Origin of the sequence: Caballeronia sp. GAFFF2 (genome assembly GCF_023631485.1) — a bacterium.
In the GTDB taxonomy this organism is placed as follows: Bacteria; Pseudomonadota; Gammaproteobacteria; order Burkholderiales; family Burkholderiaceae; genus Caballeronia.
Genome location: NZ_JALQDA010000037.1, coordinates 216,930 through 234,427 on the forward strand (window position 1 = coordinate 216,930; position 17,498 = coordinate 234,427).

16 protein-coding genes and 1 pseudogene are annotated in these 17,498 nt (G+C 60.6%); 5 read left to right on the forward strand and 12 right to left on the reverse strand.

Annotated elements, in window-relative coordinates:
• The first annotated feature begins 24 nt into the window (after positions 1–24).
• The 3 genes from NCT04_RS30965 (at position 25) to NCT04_RS30975 (ending at position 3,434) form a co-directional block, all read left to right on the forward strand.
• A complete protein-coding gene (locus NCT04_RS30965) occupies positions 25–1,056 on the forward strand; it encodes a LacI family DNA-binding transcriptional regulator (RefSeq protein WP_250469677.1) in 1,032 nt (343 codons plus the stop codon).
• 105 nt (positions 1,057–1,161) lie between these two features.
• Positions 1,162–2,472 carry an SGNH/GDSL hydrolase family protein gene (locus NCT04_RS30970; RefSeq protein WP_250469678.1) on the forward strand — a complete coding sequence of 437 codons (1,311 nt, stop codon included), beginning with the start codon at positions 1,162–1,164 and terminating at the stop codon, positions 2,470–2,472.
• A 134-nt stretch (positions 2,473–2,606) separates the two neighbouring features.
• On the forward strand, positions 2,607–3,434 hold the full coding sequence (locus NCT04_RS30975) for a phosphodiesterase (RefSeq protein WP_244831750.1): 828 nt from the start codon (positions 2,607–2,609) through the stop codon (positions 3,432–3,434).
• Between the two features lie 9 nt (positions 3,435–3,443).
• On the opposite strand, the gene NCT04_RS30980 is transcribed toward NCT04_RS30975, so the two are convergent.
• Both NCT04_RS30980 and gcvA read right to left on the reverse strand, forming a co-directional pair.
• Complete coding sequence (locus NCT04_RS30980; protein ID WP_244831751.1) at positions 3,444–4,826, reverse strand: MFS transporter; 1,383 nt, start codon at positions 4,824–4,826, stop codon at positions 3,444–3,446.
• Positions 4,827–4,953: 127 nt separating this feature from the next.
• The gene (gcvA, locus tag NCT04_RS30985) at positions 4,954–5,841 is read right to left on the reverse strand and encodes a transcriptional regulator GcvA (protein WP_250469679.1); all 888 of its coding nucleotides are present in this window, start codon (positions 5,839–5,841) and stop codon (positions 4,954–4,956) included.
• A 109-nt stretch (positions 5,842–5,950) separates the two neighbouring features.
• Between gcvA and NCT04_RS30990 the strand changes: the two genes are divergently transcribed.
• Positions 5,951–6,793, forward strand: coding sequence for an EamA family transporter (locus NCT04_RS30990; RefSeq protein ID WP_250469680.1), 843 nt, complete (start codon positions 5,951–5,953; stop codon positions 6,791–6,793).
• 33 nt (positions 6,794–6,826) lie between these two features.
• Here the strand turns inward: NCT04_RS30990 and NCT04_RS30995 are convergent, their stop codons facing one another.
• The 9 genes from NCT04_RS30995 to NCT04_RS31035 form a co-directional block, all read right to left on the reverse strand.
• The gene (locus tag NCT04_RS30995; protein WP_250469681.1) at positions 6,827–7,435 is read right to left on the reverse strand and encodes an NUDIX hydrolase; all 609 of its coding nucleotides are present in this window, start codon (positions 7,433–7,435) and stop codon (positions 6,827–6,829) included.
• Between the two features lie 26 nt (positions 7,436–7,461).
• Positions 7,462–8,334, reverse strand: coding sequence for a D-psicose 3-epimerase (locus tag NCT04_RS31000; RefSeq protein WP_250469682.1), 873 nt, complete (start codon positions 8,332–8,334; stop codon positions 7,462–7,464).
• Positions 8,335–8,365: 31 nt separating this feature from the next.
• Positions 8,366–9,907, reverse strand: coding sequence for a sugar ABC transporter ATP-binding protein (locus tag NCT04_RS31005; RefSeq protein ID WP_250469683.1), 1,542 nt, complete (start codon positions 9,905–9,907; stop codon positions 8,366–8,368).
• A gap of 60 nt (positions 9,908–9,967) precedes the next feature.
• Positions 9,968–10,915 carry a sugar-binding protein gene (locus NCT04_RS31010; RefSeq protein WP_244831757.1) on the reverse strand — a complete coding sequence of 316 codons (948 nt, stop codon included), beginning with the start codon at positions 10,913–10,915 and terminating at the stop codon, positions 9,968–9,970.
• 31 nt (positions 10,916–10,946) lie between these two features.
• Positions 10,947–11,951 (reverse strand): ABC transporter permease, encoded by a 1,005-nt coding sequence (locus NCT04_RS31015; protein WP_244831758.1) that lies wholly within the window; start codon positions 11,949–11,951, stop codon positions 10,947–10,949.
• 182 nt (positions 11,952–12,133) lie between these two features.
• The gene (locus NCT04_RS31020; RefSeq protein ID WP_250469684.1) at positions 12,134–13,432 is read right to left on the reverse strand and encodes a D-tagatose-bisphosphate aldolase, class II, non-catalytic subunit; all 1,299 of its coding nucleotides are present in this window, start codon (positions 13,430–13,432) and stop codon (positions 12,134–12,136) included.
• The gene (locus NCT04_RS31025; protein WP_250469685.1) at positions 13,425–14,423 is read right to left on the reverse strand and encodes a tagatose kinase; all 999 of its coding nucleotides are present in this window, start codon (positions 14,421–14,423) and stop codon (positions 13,425–13,427) included. The genes NCT04_RS31020 and NCT04_RS31025 overlap by 8 nt, the downstream gene beginning before the upstream one ends.
• Before the next feature lie 63 nt (positions 14,424–14,486).
• Positions 14,487–15,296, reverse strand: a complete 810-nt coding sequence (locus tag NCT04_RS31030; RefSeq protein ID WP_250469686.1) for a DeoR/GlpR family DNA-binding transcription regulator — start codon at positions 15,294–15,296, stop codon at positions 14,487–14,489.
• A 109-nt stretch (positions 15,297–15,405) separates the two neighbouring features.
• The gene (locus NCT04_RS31035) at positions 15,406–15,894 is read right to left on the reverse strand and encodes a PaaI family thioesterase (RefSeq protein WP_250469687.1); all 489 of its coding nucleotides are present in this window, start codon (positions 15,892–15,894) and stop codon (positions 15,406–15,408) included.
• A gap of 74 nt (positions 15,895–15,968) precedes the next feature.
• On the opposite strand from NCT04_RS31035, the gene NCT04_RS31040 reads away from it, so the two are divergent.
• Positions 15,969–17,312, forward strand: a complete 1,344-nt coding sequence (locus NCT04_RS31040; RefSeq protein WP_250469688.1) for an aminotransferase-like domain-containing protein — start codon at positions 15,969–15,971, stop codon at positions 17,310–17,312.
• A 12-nt stretch (positions 17,313–17,324) separates the two neighbouring features.
• On the opposite strand, the pseudogene NCT04_RS31045 reads toward NCT04_RS31040, so the two are convergent.
• Positions 17,325–17,498: pseudogene (locus tag NCT04_RS31045) on the reverse strand (Crp/Fnr family transcriptional regulator); the annotation flags it as partial.

The window sequence follows — 17,498 nt, forward strand, 5'->3', positions numbered from 1 at the left end:
TGAAAAAAACGAAGTCGGGGAAATATGGCGAAGAAAGACGAAGGCATTCAGGCGACGGCGGAAAGCGTGACGCTTATCGATGTCGCGCGTGTGGCGGGCGTCGCGCCGATGACCGTGTCGCGCGCACTGAACCGGCCGGAACTCGTGCGCAGCGACACGCAGAAGAAGGTGCTCGACGCTGTTCGCGCGACGGGTTACGTGCCCAACCTGCTCGCTGGCGGATTGGCGAGCAGCAAAAGCCGTCTCGTGGCCATTCTGTTGCCGACCATTGCCAACTCCATCTTCGCCGACACCGTGCAGGCGCTGGTGGACCGTCTGACGGCATCGGGATATCAAACGTTGCTGGGCGTGACCGCTTATTCAATCTCGCGCGAGGAAGCGCTCGTCGAAGCCATTCTCGGACGCCGCCCGGATGGCATCGTGCTCGCTGGCACCAGTCACAGCAAGGCCACCGTCGCGCGGCTGGTGAAGGCCAACATTCCCGTTGTCGAGATATGGGATCTCACGAGCAAACCTATCGATACGGTCATCGGTTTCTCGCACGAACAGGTGGGTAAAGAGGTCGCGCAACATCTCGTCGCGAAGGGCTATCGTGACTTCGGCGTGTTGTCCGTGGACGATCCACGCGGTTTGCGGCGCTGCAAGAGTTTGATTGCGCAACTCGCGACACAGGGAATCAGGAACACCGCGTTCGAGATAATGCCCGCGCCGGCAACGTTGCAGGCAGGACGAGAAGGCACGGCAAAGCTGTTGCAGGCACGGCCGCCGCGCATCATCGTATGCAGTTCGGACACGCTCGCGCAGGGCGTGCTCGCGGAAGCCGCCAGCCGCAAGTTGAACGTACCGGACGATATCGCCGTGATGGGCTTCGGCGACTTGAGCACCGCCGCGCACGTGTACCCTGCACTCTCGACGGTACGTGTGGATGGCGCGACCATCGGCATGGAAGCGGCCGATACCTTGCTCGCGCGTTTTTTGCAGGGCCGCACGGGCGCCGTTTCCTCGCGCGTGAAGATCGACACGGGCTTTGCGATCATCGACCGCGAAAGCACATGACACGCCCGCAAGCAGCGGGGTATACGATAGTGACATCGTCCAATTCGTCGTCCATATTTACTTGGCTATCCTTACAGGATGGTCAAATAAATAACGGAGACATCCATGAGCGAACGTCTGTTCTTCCGCGCGGCTGGCCGCGCGATGGCGCTGCTATGCGCAGCGTATCTCGTTCTCGCCGCGCCGAACGTCTCGGCATCGCGAGGAGACGGCCGCGACGATGGATGGATCTCCACATGGACAGCAAGTGCCGATCGCAATAACAACCTGACCACGCCGCAGAGCTTCAATGCGTCGACGACGATTCGCCAGGTCGTGCACTTGAGCGTTGGCGGCGACCGCGTTCGCGTGCGTCTCACCAACGAGTTCGGCACGACGCCAGTAACGGTGGGACCGGTACATATCGCGTTATCCGTCGGCGGCGCGAAGATCGCGCCAAACTCCGATCGCACACTTACCTTCGGCGGAAAGACCACGGTGACGCTTTATGCGGGTGCGCCGATTCTCAGCGATCCGGTAGATATCAAGCTGCCGCCGTTCGCGGACATTGCCGTGAGCTTCTTCCTGCCTGACGCCACGCAAGCACAAACCGTGCATCAACTGGCCGTGCAGAACGCGTATGTATCGAGTGGCGACAACACCGCCACGGCCGATCAACCTTCTCCGCAAAAATACACGAACCGCTTTTTCCTGTCCGGCGTGCTGATCGATACCGACCGCGACACACCCGCCGTCGTGACCTTCGGCGATTCGATCACGGATGGCTACGCCTCCACCGTCGATGCGAACCGCCGCTGGCCCGACGATCTCTCGCAACGGCTGAATGGCGGCTCGGCGCGGCGCAGCTATGCCGTGCTGAATCAGGGGATCAGCGGCAATCGCGTGATCAAGGATGGCTCGGGCATCAGTGCGCTCGCGCGCTATGACCGCGATGTCCTCAGCCAGTCGAACGTCAAGCTGGTGATCTTCCTCGAAGGCATCAACGATATCGGCTGGCCTCAGACCGTGCTCGACCCGACGGCGGGACTCGTTCCGGCGCAGGACATCATCGACGGATACAAGCAGATCATCGCGCGGACTCATCTGCGCGGCATCAAGATCGTGGGCGGCACACTGACACCGTTCCACAACGCGCTGCAAGGCACGCCGAACCAAGGCTACTGGACGCAGCAAAAGGAAGCGATCCGTCAGACCGTCAATGCCTGGATACGTACGAGCCGCGCGTTCGATGCGGTCGTGGATTTCGATGCGGTGCTGCGCGATCCGGCGCATCCAATCGACATGCGCGCAGTGTATGACAGCGGCGATCATCTGCATCCCAACGATGCGGGCTATGCGGCCATGGCCAATGCTGTCGATCTCTCGCTGCTCTACAGGGCCGACGACGACCGCGACCGCGATCACGACCATCATTGATTGAGGAACATGCGGACGCGCATCGCGCGCGTTCGCATTCGCGTCTTCCCGCGCACTACCCACCTGTCCGCGCTATCCTGCTGATTCGCCCATTCTTCGCATGGACCCTGCACCCGCTTGGCCTGTCGACTCTCATGCTATTAGCGCAAATCAGCGATCTCCATATCAAGCGGCCCGGCAAGCTCGCCTATGGACGTGTCGATACCGCCGCCTATCTCAGCCGATGCATCGAGCACCTCAACGCACTCGATCCGCGACCCGACGCCGTGCTGATCACGGGCGATCTCGTGGATTTCGGCGATACCGAGGAATACGCCTATCTACGTACGCTACTGAATCCGCTTGCCATTCCGTATTACCTTTGCATCGGTAATCACGATGGACGAGAAGCGCTGCGCGAGGTATTCGGCGATCACGCGTATCTGCGAGACCAAGCGCGTTTTGTTCAGTATGCGTTCGAGCTAGGCGGCGTACGCATTGTCGTCGCGGACTCGCAAGACCCGCCACACGGAGGCGGCCGGCTGTGCGATGAACGGCTCGACTGGATTGCAGAGACGCTGGCAAGAAGCGCTGCGCAGCCGACCTTGCTTGCCATGCATCATCCGCCGTTCGATTGCGGTATCGAGCATATGGACGAGCAAAAGCTCGATGCCGCCGATGCAGCGAAGCTCGCGGCTATCGTCGCGCGTCATCCGCAGATCGAGCGTCTACTGTGCGGGCACGTGCATCGCGCCATTCAAATGCGCTTTGCCGGCACGATCGCGAGCGTGTGTCCGTCGACCGCGCATCAAGTCGCGCTCGACTTGCGCAAACGCGGCCCGTCCCGCTTCGTGATGGAACCGCCCGCATTCCAGTTGCATCGCTATGTCGCGGGCGAAGGGCTCGTCACGCATACGGCATTCATCGGCGATTACGGCGGTGCTTATCCGTTCTATGACGAGAACGACGCGCTCATCGACTAAGCGGTGCTTTTAGCGTCGCGCCATGCCGAGATCATCGGCTGCGTCCGACGCACTCGCCGCGCGCTTGCCTTTGTTCCCTTCTTCGAGCGCGTTCAGTTGTTCGAGGCTCAGATTGCGCGTTTCCGGCGCGAGCCACACGGAGATCAGCAAGCCCGCGAGCGCGATGCCGAAGAAGAACCACAGCGCCGCACTCGCGCCCCACCACGCGACGAAATTGGGGAACACGAGTACGCCGAGAATCGAGCCGATGCGGCTTACGGAAGTCGCGAGACCCGATGCGCCCGCGCGCACGTTCGTCGGAAAGAGCTCGGTCGGATAGACGAAGTTGAGAATGCCGCCGCCCGAATTGGCGAACAGAACCGCGCAACTGAACAGCACGACCAGAAAGCCGAAGGTCGGCTTCGAGTTGAGCGCGAGCACGAGAAGCGCGGCGGAAAGCCCGGCAAACGACGTGATCAGCAGCGGCCTGCGTCCCCAGCGATCCACCAGATTCATGCCGATGATCGCGCCGATCATCCCGAGAATGGCGATGAGACCCGACCCGATGATGGTCAGCACGCGCGAGCCATGCGAGAACGGCGAGATGATGGTCGGCGCGTACATCGAGATGCCGTAATAGGCAGTTGCATAACAAAACCAGAAGCCAAGCACGAAGATCGTACGGCGCAGCATGGGCCTGGAAAAGAGCGATGCGAGACTGCCCTTCGACTCGACCTCGCGCGCAAGCACGACACGCTCGCCCGTTACCGCGAGCATGACGGCTTCGGCTTCCTCGTGACGGCCTTTGGATTGCAGCCAGCGCGGCGATTCCGGCAGCGTCATGCGAAAGAAGAACACGATCAACGCGAAGATGGCGCCCACGCCCAGCATGTAACGCCATGCGTTATCGCCGAGCGGCAGGCACGCAAGCCCCACGACATACGCGGCCACCGCGCCGACAAACCACATCGCCGCGAGAAAGGTGCCGTGCTGTCCGCGCTTGTGCCGCGAACTGAATTCGGCGACGAGCGTGGCGGAGATAGGATAGTCCGCGCCGATGCCCACGCCCAGCAAGAAGCGAAACAGGATGAGTTGCCACGCGCTCTGTGAGACGGCCGTCAAGAGCGCGAACAGCACGAACGCCAGCAGATCGACGACATACATGGCCTTGCGGCCGAAGCGGTCCGTCAGCCGCCCCAGCCAGGCCGCGCCGATGAAGGCCCCGATGATCGCCGACGACACCACGAGACTCTGCACGCCCGCGCCGAGATGCCACTGCTTGATCACCGAAGGCAGCGCGACGGCGACGATCGTCAAGTCGAAGCCATCGAGGAAAGTGCCTCCGGCGGACAGCAGCGTGACCTTGCGTTGAAAGCGCCGGACCTGCTGTGAGTCCAGATGATCGAAGCTCATTGCGTGACTCCCATACGTAAGCGATTCGTCAGCGTGACGACTTGAGACGGACGAAAATTCGTGTGGCGCGAGTGTGACGGAGGTCTGTGACAGGCCGATGATGTCGATATCGTGTACCGCGCGTGAATCAGCGTATTCCCTCCCCTTCGAGCCATGAGCGGAACAGGACGACGAGTTCGTCGTCGGACTTCGCATCCGGCACGTAGGTGCAATAGCTCCGCGACGGCAGGCGCGGCTCGGCAAACGGCGTGACGAGACGGCCAGCGGCCAGATCGTCGGCAACGAGCGCGGTCGGTCCCATCGCAATGCCGAGTCCGTCGATGGCCGCCTGCAAGGTGAGATAAAAGTGATCGAAGGTCAGGATCGCGGCAGGCCGCAACGCGGGAATCTCCGCACGCGCGAGCCAGTCCGGCCATAAACGCGGGAGGCTCGACGTATGCAACAACGTATGCTGCCGCAAATCTTCCGGCGTGCGCAGCGCGACGCGTTGCATTAACGCGGGGCTGCACACAGGCACTCTTTCCTCGACGAGGAACGGCCGCATAGAGTAGCCATAGAACGTGTCGGGACCGCCGCGAATCACGATGTCGTGAATATCTTTAAGGCTCTCGACCGATGCGTTCGATGTCTCCACCTTGACGTCTACATCGAGATGCTCGGCGTGGAACTTCGCGAGCCTTGGAACCAGCCAACGCAACGTGAAAGTGGCGGGCGCATTCACGGACAGCGTGCGCGAAACCGTTCCAGGGTAACCGTATCGCGCAGTGGCTTGCGACAATTGCTCGAAGAGCGGACCGATTTCATCCAGGTAGGCCTTTGCCTTGGGAGTCAACACCACGCGCCGGTTATGCCGCTCGAACAGCGGTTCGCCGAGCCACTCTTCGAGCAGGCGCACTTGCTGACTGATTGCGCCATGCGTCACATGCAATTCGGCTGCGGCTTCCTTGAAGCTGGCAAGACGCCCTGCGGCTTCGAACGCGCGCAGTGCATTGAGCGGAGGCAGGACTCGTTTCATTCGAAAGAGTTTATCTAACGCGAGCGGCCAATTTAACTGGTTTGCCGCACGCTCACAAGATAGATAACCTGCTTACATCCCTCTTTCGCGTCCTTAGCCTGGAATCCGCATGCTCAGTTATACCGGCGGTCTCGTCCTTATCGCCGCCGTGCTTCACGCCAGTTGGAACGCGATGTTGCATGGCAATCGCGACCGCTTCCTCTCCATGACGTGGATGAGCATTGCCATCGCGGTGGTCTCGACCATCGTGATCGTTTTTTTGCCGATGCCCGCTTCCGCCGCGTGGCCATGCATCGTTGCATCGGGGCTCGTGCATATCGTCTATAACGTGAGCCTCGTGCGGTCGTATCGGCGAGGCGATCTCGCGCAGGCTTACCCGATTGCGCGTGGCTCGTCGCCGCTGCTCGTCACGCTCGGCGCAGCGCTCTTCGCGCACGAGGCCATCGGGCCGCTGCATGCGTTCGGCATCGTGATGATCTCGGGCGGCATCATCTCGCTGGCGCTGCAAGGTAGCCACGTATCGCGCGCGGGTGCGTTGGCGGCATTTCTGACTGGCGTGACCATCGCGGTCTATACCGTGATCGACGGTATCGGCGTGCGCTTGTCTGAGGGCAACGCGCTTGCCTATACCGCGTGGATGTTCATGTTCTACTGGCTGATGCCGCTGCTCTTCATGGCGACGCGCGGGCTCTCTGCACTATGGACGCCGATACGCACCGCCCCGATGTCGATCGGCTCATCGCTTGCGGGCGGGTTGGTATCGATCGGCGCATATGGCATCGTCATTTGGGCGATGCAGTCGGGCGCGATGGGCGCGGTATCGGCATTGCGCGAGACGAGCGTGGTGTTCGCGGTGCTGATCGGTAGAGTGTTTCTGCGTGAAGCGGTCAGCGTGAAGCGCTGGCTCGCATGCATGATCGTCGCGGCGGGCGCGATATGTCTCGGGCTTTGACCGCTCGCTTCCAGTGTCGCTTCTTTCGTCGCTTCAGTCGAAGTCGATATGACCGCTTCGTCTCAGCTCATCCAGCTTGAAAATTTGCTGCGGCAGCACGCGCCCAAGCGATAGTGCGGGAAGATCGTCGAGGCTGAAGAATCCGACGGCACTCGTTTCCGCACCGATGACCTCGCCCGCCTCCACGATCTCGCCGAGAAAAACCAGCTTCCAGATGTGAAAGACCGATGGTGGATGCGGATGTCTGTCTGCATCCCATACCGCGAGCAAGCGCTGAATCTTAACCGTATAGCCACTTTCTTCCCGCACTTCCTTCGCCGCGTTCTCGGCGGGCGAAACGCCTATGTCGGCCCAGCCGCCTGGAAGCGACCACATGCCGTCCGCCATTTCTCGCACGAGCAGAATCTGCCCCATTTCATTGAAAACTGCGGTACGCACATCGAGCTTTGGATTGGCATAGCCTGTTTCGAACGCGAAAAGTTCGGCTATCTTGGTCGAATCAGTCGATGAGAGCGCGGCGAGTTCAGCGTGCGCGATCTGCGCGATCTCATCGTAACGTTCGGTATCGAAAACGCTCGTTGCGTAGTGCAATCCGGTTTGCGCCAGTGCAAGCAGGCGGCGAGCGCGTTCCAAAGATGCCATGTAGTCGGTTCCAATGCGGCCTCAGTTCACGTCAAATGGCCTCTCACGAATTGCAAGGAGCGGCGTGCGCGCTCGTCCATTTGTTCGTCTGTCGCACCGTTCGACATGTCGCGCCAGACTCCCACTGCGCGGCTCACGTTTCCGCCCTTGCGCATGAAAGGCTCCATGACGATTGTCCCGTCATATTCGATCTCTTTCAACGCGCCAAAAATCTCGTCCCACGGCAGACGCCCTTCGCCTGGCGGCAAGCGGTTCGCTTCGCCCAGATGGAAGTGTCCGAGCTTTCCCTTGCAGGCGAGGATTGCATCGCGAAAAGAGTGCTCTTCAATATTCATGTGGAACGTGTCGAGTTGCACCTTGCAGTAAGGGTTGTCGACCGCATCGCAGAACGCGAGCGCTTCGCGCGCATCGTTGGCAAGCCATTGCTCGAAGCGGTTGACCACTTCCAGCGCGTAGATGATCCCATAGCCTTCCGCTACCTTGATGACGCGACGCACGCTGTCCACGGCACGCTCCACGTAGGGACGCCTGTCCGTCATGCCGGGCGGCGGCGATTGCGGCCACGCGCAGAAAGTGAGTCCCGCGAAAACGGGCGCACCGAGCATATGGCAATCGTCGAGCAAGCGCTTGACGTACTCCGTGCCTGCATCTCTCACGCTTTGCTCGGGAGAGGCGAAATCGTACTCGGGCTTGAGACCGATACAGCACATCACGGTGAGGCCGAGATCGTCGGCGACGGTCTTCAGTTCGCGCTTCTTCGCATCGGGAAGATTGTTGAATTCGCCGAGCGAAATTTCCATCATGTCGAAGCCCAAGCCGGATATGCGCTTCGCCACGGCCGGAAAATCGACCAGCCATTCGGTCGACCAATACGTGTAGAACATGCCGACTTTATTCAAGGCACGACTCCTTTGATGTTTGCCTGACTTGCTAGGCCACGAAGCCTTTTGGCTTGACCTCGGGATGCGCGGGGTCAGCATGTTCGAGCGCGGCCAGCGACATGATGCGTTCCTCGGAGGCGTCGTCGAAGCCGACTTCACCCGCAAGCTGACCGCCGCGCATGACAAGGATGCGGTCGGAGATGGTCAGTATCTCCGGGAGGTCGCTGGAGATCACGAGAATGGCGAGACCTTCTCGGGCAAGTTCGCGCATGAGCGCGTAAATCTCGGCTTTAGTGCCGACGTCCACGCCGCGCGTGGGTTCATCGACGATCAGGACACGCGGTTTCGACGCGAGCCATTTCGCCAGCACCACCTTCTGCTGATTGCCGCCGCTCAAGAGACCCACGAGTTGTTCGACGGTCGGCGTCTTGATGTTGAAGCGCCCGACGTAACTGTCGATCATGCGCGCTTCCTGCAACGGGCGAATGACCGTGCCCTTCGAAAGACGCCCAAGCCCCAGCGCAGCGAGCGACAGGTTGCTGCCCACCGACATGCCGAGCACGAGCCCCTGATCCTTGCGGTCCTCGGGCACGAGCCCGATCCCGAGCTTCATTGCATCGCGAGGCTTCGCGATCCTGACCGGCTTGCCTTCGATGGTGACGTTGCCATGCTTCGGCGGCGGCGCACCGAAGATACCCATCGCCACTTCTGAACGTCCCGCGCCGATCAGTCCGGCAAGTCCCACGATCTCGCCGCGTCGCAACGAAAACGATACGTCGCGATAACGCTCGTCGTCGCCAAGACCATCCACTTGCAGCACGATTGGCTGATGCGCGTTATCAGGCTTGATGCGCCGTACTTCGGCGAGATCGCGGCCCACCATCAGGCGCACGACTTCATCGGGTGAGGTATCGACAAGACGCGCGGTACGCACGTGCTTGCCGTCGCGAAGAACGGTCACCGCATCGCAGTTGTCGAACACTTCGCGCATGCGATGCGAGATATAGAGAATGGTCACGCCGCTCGCGCGCAGTTCGTGAACCACTTTGAAGAGCGTCAGGGAGTCGGCTTCGGAAAGACTCGAAGTCGGTTCATCGAGAATCAAAAGGCGCGGCTCGTGAATCAACGCCTTGCATATCTCGATCAACTGCTGCTGCGCGATGGTGAGATCGCCGAGACGCGTATCGGGATCGAGTGCGATGCCAAGCCGCTTCATCGCGCCCTTCGCTCTCGTCAAGAGCACGCCGCGATCGACCAGCACGCGCGCCATGCGCGGCTCCGCGCCGAGAAAGATGTTCTCGGCAATCGTCATGTTCGGCGCGAGCATCAACTCCTGAAAGACGATGGAGATGCCCTTGGCGGCGGCATCGCGCGTACTCGAAAACTCGACCTCCTGACCGTCGAACATCATGCGTCCCGAGGTCGGCGCATGTGCCCCTGCGATCACCTGCATCAAGGTCGACTTGCCCGCGCCGTTCTCGCCCATGACCGCATGCACGGTGCCGGCCTCGACATTGAAGGACACTTCCTGCAGCGCTTTCACGCCGGGATAGGTCTTCGTTATCTGCTCAACGCTCAACAGCACGGTCATGGCAGCACTCTTTCTCACGAATGACGCGGGGCGCAGCGCGTGGCCAGCCCCGCGCGCGGTTCATTTACCGCCGACGAATTTATCGACGTTCGACGAGTTGACGATATCCACGCCCGTATCCGTGACCGGGGGCACCTTGCCACCCTTGGTCAGCGCATCGAGTTGCTTGACGGATTCGGTGCCCATCGTGAGCGGCCGCTGACCGATCAGCGTCGTCGCATAACCTTCCTTCAGCAGCTTGATCTGCGATGGCAAGGTATCGAACGAAACGATCACGAACTTGCCCGCCTTGATATCGGCAGCCTTGTTGCGAACCGCGCGAATATAGGCCTCGGGCGCGAACATGGGCCAGCCGCCAGCGAAGAAGATGCCGTCGAGTTTCGGATTCTTCGCGAGCATGTCCTGAATGAGCTGCACGCCCGTGCTCGAATCGTCGTTGCAGGCGAAAGGCGAGCCCGACACTTCCTTGAAGTCGCCATTGAGCTTCGACTTGAAGCCCTTGATGCGCTCGTTGAGATTCGCCGCCGACAAACCGCCCGTCAGAACCGCATACGTGCCGCCCTTGGGCAGCGCCTTCGCGAACGCTTCGCCCGCCGCTTCGCCGCCCGCTTCGTTGTTCGTGCCGATGAAAGCAATGCGTTTGGACTTCGGCGCGTCCGAGTCGAAGGTCACGACCGGGATGTTCTTCGCCAATGCCGCGCTGATGACGCCGCTGATCGAATCCGCATTGTTCGGCGCGATGGCGATACCCGCGACCTTCTTGGTGATCAGATCGCGCACGATACGGCCTTGTTCTGCGTCGTCGAGCTGGGCCGGGCCGGTGAACAGACATTCGGCGCCGATCTTCGCGGCTTCTTCCTTGCAGCCTTTTTCCGCGTCGGCATAGAACGCGACGCCGAGCGCTTTCGGTACGACGGCGAACACCTTCTTGTCCGCCGCCTGCGACTGGGCAATGCCGATCCCGAGCAGGAGCGTAGCGGCTACGGCACTGAGCATGGTGCGTGTCATGGTCTTCTCCAGAGTCGTTGTAATACAGCTTTCATCGACGTCGCCAGACGCCTTTTCTAAGTTGATCGATAAACACGGCAAGAACGATCACCGAACCGACGAACACCCCTTGCCAGTAAGCGTCCGTGCCGAGCAGAACGAGACCGTTGCGCAGCACTTCGAGAATGACGGTGCCGACGAATACGCCGATCACGGTGCCTTCGCCGCCGGACAATGCCGTTCCGCCGATGACAGCCGCCGCGATCACGCTCAGCTCCTTGCCCAATCCTTGATTGGAGATTGCCGACGAGAGATAGCTCACTTCGATGATGCCCGCGAGACCCGCGAGCACCGACGACATCACGTAGACGCTCATCTTCAGGCGGTCGACGTTGAGGCCGGTGAGCATGGCCGCGCGTTCGTTGCCGCCTACCGCGTATAACTGGCGGCCATAGACGGTACGCTTCAGAACGATGGCGGACACGATGGCGAGCGCCACGAAAATCAGAAACGGTACGGGCAGATCGAGAAAGTCGCCGCCGCCGAGGGCAAAAAACGAATCGCCATCGGGACGAAAGCCGTCGATAGCCTTGCCGCGCGTAATGACAAGCGCCAACGCCCGCGCAATGCTCATGGTGGCAAGCGTAGGCACGAAGGGCAGCATGCGCAGTTTGGTGACGCAGAAGCCGTTGAAGAGGCCGACGCACGCGGCTATGAGCAGCGTCAGCACGCAAGCGGGAAACACAGGCATGCCGGCCTGCATCATCGCGGCTGACGCGACGGCGGCCAGTCCCCATACGCTGCCGACCGAGAGATCGATGCCGCCCGTGATCATCACCGCTGCCTGCCCCAGCACCACGATGCCGATGAAGGACAGGTTGCGCGCGTCGTTGAGGAGGTTGCCCTTGCTCGCGAAGTCGGGCGCGAAAATCGACAGAAGCACGACCATGATCAGCAGGGCGCCGACGATACCGGTTTCGCGCGAGTGCAGCAATTGAGCGGCGAACCCGCGACGGGGTCTCGCCCGCTCGCTGGCTGCCAGCGTTGGCTTGCTCATGGTGTCGCCTCCAGTGCCTCTGTGCGCCCGTCGCGTGTCATGGACAAGCTGTTTTTGTGCTGAAAGAGTTTAGTTTCGGGTCGAAACCCAGTCAAAGCGGGTTTTCCCTGCCGGGCTTGAGGCGCGATCCGGTTCACCTATGAACCTGCTTTCAAATATTGGATTCCTTAGTTTTCATTCGATCACTTTGCCTGCGTATGCATGCGGCAGGCCTCCGCATAAACACGGATTACGTCGCGGACCTTGCTGTAGATAAGGCTCATGGGCGATGCATCGATCGACCCCCGCCTCACCTGCCAATATTGCTCCGGCAGATAGCGGCTGATGAGGTTTTCCCGTATGCCGATGTTCGCGAGGTTCGCCACCAGCTTGCGCGTCGCCTCATCGATATCATGGTCGGACCAGTAGTAGCGCACGCGGTCGCTATAGCTATAGGTTCGCAGCAACCGCTTCTCCGCGTCGCTGCCGTGATAGTACTTCTCCCAGTTGTTGGGTTTCTCGCGCATCACGCGTTCGACTATCTCACGCAGATTCGACCGGACATTCGGCGCGAGGAGTTCGCACTCGATGTCCGCCAATGCATAAAGCGCTTCACGCAAAGCGAAGGTTACGCCCGGTCCCACCTTGAGAATGGCGAAGCCATCATCGACCAGCGCCGATAGCGCTTCGGGCTTTTGATAATCGGTGGAATGCGCTTCGAACACGATACCCGGTAGCCTTTCGAGCACCTTGGAAAGTCCGCTTGCAAGCGTGGGGGCGTAGTCGACGACCCTCGTATGATCGAACTCCACGCCGGGTTGAACGACGAGTCCCACCACACGCTCCCACGCCGCGCCGAGTCCGCGTGCATCCCAAGCCTTGCGATGCACGGCGACGGTATCGAGCGCAGCGCTCGCGTGCGTAACTTCCACGGTGGCGAGTTCTTCCGATGCACCGCCCGGAACGGGCACTTCAGTGCCGATGATATACACCGGACCTTCGGCGAGCCCCACGCGCGCGGCAGCCGCTTCGGCGACGGCGCACATACGCGCGGCACGTTCGGCCACGACCTCGTCGGATAGACGCGCGGGGTCATCGGCGCAGGGCATGCTTGCATCGAGATGAAGCTTTCTGAAACCTGCGGCGGCGTAAGCATCGATCAAGGCATCGGCGCGTTGCATGGCATCTTCGGCAGGCAGATTACGCCATGCGTTAGGGCCTAAATGATCGCCACCGAGAAGCAATCTATGGCGATCAAATCCCATGCGATCGGCAAGCCCATGCACGAAGCGAACGAAATCCGCAGGCTTCATGCCGGTGTAACCACCATACTGATCCACCTGATTCGATGTCGATTCCAGGAGCAAGGGCGTGTCGTCATCGAGCGCCTGCGTCATTGCGGCTTCGATCACCCAGTGATGCGCCGAACAAATCGAATAGATGCCTTTCAGGCGCCCGGCGGCGCGCTCGTCGCCGGTCAAGCGCGTGACGATGTCAGTCATGCTTTGCCTCCGATGTCGCGGCGATGAACGCATCGAGTTCGGCAAGTGTCGCCGTGCCTTCCATCGGACCACGGAACGTCACGGCCCGCGCGCCCGCCGCGCTTGCATACTCGAGCGCGCGCTCCACGGAAAAGCCCTGCGCGCGGCACGCAATGTATGTCCCGCCGAAGCAATCGCCCGCGCCGGTAGGATCGACCTCCGTAACCGACAATGCCGCGAAGTGGCTCGCGTGATTGCCGTCGTAATGACTACAGCCGTCCTTGCCGCGCTTGATGACGACCTCGCGCACGCCGCGCGCAAGCAGTTCGTCGATTGCGCCTTGCTCCGTTCGCGCATTCGCAAGCAGCATTACTTCGTGGCCGCTCGGAAGAAACACATCGGTGTAGTCGAGAATGAAGTCGAGCGCCTCGCGCATCTCCGGAATGCGCAGCATTTCCTTGCGAATGTTTGGATCGAAGCTAACCGTACCGCCGTTTGCCTTCACGGTCTCGATCACCTTCTTCATCGCCTCGATGATGCGAAACGAGAACAGCGATGAGCCCATCACATGAAAGTGACCACACTCTTTCAGCAAGTGCTCGCGGATCTCGCCGACTGATAAATGCCCCGACGCGCTATTCGCAATGTTGTAGATGAAGTCGCGGTCGCCGTCTTCGCGATACGTCACGAAGGCACTACCTGTCGTCGCGGATTTGATCACGGAGATGCCCGACACATCGACGCCGTCGTCACGCAACCGTTCGACGTTGAGCACGCCGAAGTCGTCGTCGCCGACGCAGCCGATGATCGCGCAACGACTGCCCGACTTCGCCACCTGATCGATGAAGATGGCAGGCGCGCCGCTCGCATACGGTCCCATCAACGTGCCTGGCCGGCGAAACGACTGTCCGATTTGAGTCGCCAAAATTTCGACGAGGATCTCGCCCATCGTCACGATGTAGCCGGTGCGGCCGGCCTCTTGCGCTTGAGCTTGAGCTTGAGCTTCGTCCATGGCGTTCTTTGGTCAGGATGCCAACAAGGCAGATTGACGTTCAGGGCGTACCGCGCTTTCAACTTAAGTCTGCCTAAACTCCAGAATGCCGCTATCCCTTCGCTGCAATTGCAGACCGTTGCGCGACACGGTGTCGAGCGTCGGCGAATCGATACCGTCATCCATTATCAACGTGTCGGTATCTGCCACGCTTGCGAAGACTTCGCCGTTGCGCTCGTCGAGCAGCGGCTGATAAGCGACGACGACCGTCCGCTTGGCCGTACGTCTTGCCGCTTGCGCAACGCGCGCCTGTGCAGGGTCGGCAGCCAGCAGATTGCCATCGCGATCGAGTCCCGACGCCTGAAGAATGCACAGATCGAGCGAATGACGCGCCACCGATGCCTCGGCGTCAGGTCCAGTCATGGCAGTTGCGCCATGCTCCAGTTGGCCGCCGGTCAGAAGTAACTCGCAATGCAGAAAGCGCTGCGCCATGCCGGCGACCGCGACGTCCTGCACGAGAAGCGACAGGTTGGCGCGGTCCGACAAAAACGGAATGATCTTGTGAATGATCTCTCCCGCTCCCAGCAAGAGTGCTTCGTGATCGCCCACGGCTTCAGCGGCAATGCGAGCGATCATGGTCTCGGACGCCTTGCGCGTGGCGCCATCCGACGCCGGCACGAGAATGTCGTCGCCCGTTTTCTGCACGAGATAGCGCGCCTTGCCAAACGAGCGCAGCAAATAACGCTGCTGCTCGAGATACGTCAGATCACTTCGAATGGTGACGCTCGAAACGTCGAACGCCTGACTGAGTTCCTCGACAGACACTTCGCCGCGCTTGCGCACAAGCTCGACGATCTGCAGCCGCCGCTTAAGCGAACTCTTGTTGGTGAGCATCGAATCGTCGAGTCGAAATGTCTTTTGTTCCGTAAGAGTCTAGTTTCGATTCGAAAGAAGGTCAAAGGCATTTCCCTTCGTGATCCATAGGTGTTTTCCCGCTTGGTACTTAGCGGTTTTTTGCTAATGCGCCGCGCAATGTCATTACCGTGCTCGCGACGCTCGCCACGATTTTGCCGTCTTCGCGCTGAATGTCGCATCGGTAATGACTGATAGTCCTGCCGCGATGCTCGGCCCATGCGCGCGCCGAAAGCCTCGACTTCCACACGGGGCGCAGAAAGGTCGCCTTCAGGTCGATGCTCGTGAAGCTCTCCTCGATGTCCATCACAGTGGAATGCGCCGTGCCGATAGCCGCATCGGCGAGTTCGCACAAAAGACCGCCGTGCACGGTGCCTTGTTGATTGCCGTGAATGATGCAATCGGCATCGAGCTCGATAACGGCCAGCGCTTCGCCTATTTCGACGATGCGAAACTTGAGCAGCGCCGATATCGCGGTGGGATAACGCATGTGCGTGACGGTATCGGCAGTGAGGCTGCCGTCTAGTTGACGCTTCAGGAACTCGAGGACGGGAACGTGGCGGTGTGCGCTATCGGTCATGTCGGCTCCAACTCGGTGTTTTGCCGACAATAATCGCTTAAACTAGGACAATCAAATAATTGTCCTACATACACATGAGCGCAACGACACAGGTCAGGAAAGTTGCAGCCACGCTCGAAGCCGATATACGCAATGGCAAACTGCACCCGGGAGCGCTATTGCCCACGCATCGGCAGCTTGCCACGCGTTACGGCATTGCCATCGCGTCGGCGACCAAGGTCTATGCGGAGCTGAAGTCGTTGGGTCTAGTTGTCGGCGAAACCGGTCGTGGCACCTTCGTGCGCGACCGGCCGCAAAAACGCGAGTGGGATATCGGCGATGAAGCGCGGCTTTCAGGCAGCACCGCCGATCTGTCGTTCAATCATCCAACGTGGCCGGGTCAGGCCGACCTATTGCGCTCGATGTTGCGCGAACTCGCATCTTCAGGCGACCTTGCCGCGCTCATGCGTCAGCAACCGCCTGGTGGCCGGCTTCATGAGCGCGCCATTGTCGCCAAGTTTCTGGCCAAGGCGCGTGGAATTCGCGTGGAAGCCGAGCAAATCTTCTTAGTGCTTGGCGCGCAGCAAGGTCTCGACATCACGACGCGCGCACTGCTCGAGCCGCACGATTCCGTTGCGGCTGACGCGCTGACTTATCCGGGATTCAAGATGCTCGCGCATACGCAAGGCCGCGATGTGCACGCGATCCCCACCCTGGATGACGGTCCCGATCTCGACGCGCTCGACAAGCTATGCCGCCGTCACCGCATACGCGCGATCTACACCATGCCGACCGTGCACAATCCGCTCGGCTGGGTGCTGTCGGCTAAACAGCGTCATCGTCTGGTCGAGAGCGCACGGCGTCACGACTGTATGTTGATCGAAGACGCCGCCTACGCGTATCTCGTGAACGACACACCGCCGCCGCTCGTGGCGCTGGCGCCTGAGCGAACGGTGTATGTATCGAGTTTGGCCAAGAGTCTCGCAAGCGGCCTGCGCTTTGGCTTTATTGTCGCGCCAGAAGACTGCACGAGCCGCATCAAGACCACGATCCGCGCAAGTTACTGGAGCATGCCGAGCATAGTCACTGCGATAGCCACGCGCTGGATGGCCGACGGCACCGTCGCGCGGCACGAAGTCATGCTGCGCCGCGAAGCGCGCCGCAGACAAGCGATCGCGCGAGACGTGTTCGCGAACATGGAGATGCTCGCGCACCCGTCCTCGCTGTTCCTCTGGCTACGCTTGCCAGAAGACTTGCGCGCGGATCGCGTAGCGACGGCGCTGGCTTCGCAGGGTATCGCCGTATCGAAAGCAGAGTCCTATGCGACGACGCGGCATGCACCGCGAGCCTTACGTATAGGCTTGAGTTCAGTGCCCATGGAAATGCTCGAACACGTACTGAAGCAGGTACGCGACACCATCGAGCACTTTCCAATCTGAGCGCTTTGGCCTTTAGACCAGCGCCTCGGCTTGACGCGTGCGCGGCAACATGCGTTCGAACTCACGCTTGACGATGCCGTAGCATTCGCACGCACGCTCTTCCAGACCGGCGCGGTCGAGCACCTTGATGCAGCCGCGGCTGTGATGGATCAGACCTGCGTCGTGCAGCTTGCCTGCGGCTTCCGT

Bases quoted from the DNA above. Each gene is read 5' to 3' on its own strand.
- NCT04_RS31030 (WP_250469686.1), bottom strand. From the start codon at position 15,296: ATGCTCACCAACAAGAGTTCGCTTAAGCGGCGGCTGCAGATCGTCGAG.
- NCT04_RS31005 (WP_250469683.1), bottom strand. From the start codon at position 9,907: ATGACCGTGCTGTTGAGCGTTGAGCAGATAACGAAGACCTATCCCGGC.
- NCT04_RS30965 (WP_250469677.1), top strand. From the start codon at position 25: ATGGCGAAGAAAGACGAAGGCATTCAGGCGACGGCGGAAAGCGTGACG.
- NCT04_RS30990 (WP_250469680.1), top strand. From the start codon at position 5,951: ATGCTCAGTTATACCGGCGGTCTCGTCCTTATCGCCGCCGTGCTTCAC.
- NCT04_RS31040 (WP_250469688.1), top strand. From the start codon at position 15,969: ATGAGCGCAACGACACAGGTCAGGAAAGTTGCAGCCACGCTCGAAGCC.
- NCT04_RS31020 (WP_250469684.1), bottom strand. From the start codon at position 13,432: ATGACTGACATCGTCACGCGCTTGACCGGCGACGAGCGCGCCGCCGGG.
- NCT04_RS30975 (WP_244831750.1), top strand. From the start codon at position 2,607: ATGCTATTAGCGCAAATCAGCGATCTCCATATCAAGCGGCCCGGCAAG.
- NCT04_RS30970 (WP_250469678.1), top strand. From the start codon at position 1,162: ATGAGCGAACGTCTGTTCTTCCGCGCGGCTGGCCGCGCGATGGCGCTG.
- gcvA (WP_250469679.1), bottom strand. From the start codon at position 5,841: ATGAAACGAGTCCTGCCTCCGCTCAATGCACTGCGCGCGTTCGAAGCC.
- NCT04_RS31025 (WP_250469685.1), bottom strand. From the start codon at position 14,423: ATGGACGAAGCTCAAGCTCAAGCTCAAGCGCAAGAGGCCGGCCGCACC.
- NCT04_RS31015 (WP_244831758.1), bottom strand. From the start codon at position 11,951: ATGAGCAAGCCAACGCTGGCAGCCAGCGAGCGGGCGAGACCCCGTCGC.
- NCT04_RS31035 (WP_250469687.1), bottom strand. From the start codon at position 15,894: ATGACCGATAGCGCACACCGCCACGTTCCCGTCCTCGAGTTCCTGAAG.
- NCT04_RS31010 (WP_244831757.1), bottom strand. From the start codon at position 10,915: ATGACACGCACCATGCTCAGTGCCGTAGCCGCTACGCTCCTGCTCGGG.
- NCT04_RS30995 (WP_250469681.1), bottom strand. From the start codon at position 7,435: ATGGCATCTTTGGAACGCGCTCGCCGCCTGCTTGCACTGGCGCAAACC.
- NCT04_RS30980 (WP_244831751.1), bottom strand. From the start codon at position 4,826: ATGAGCTTCGATCATCTGGACTCACAGCAGGTCCGGCGCTTTCAACGC.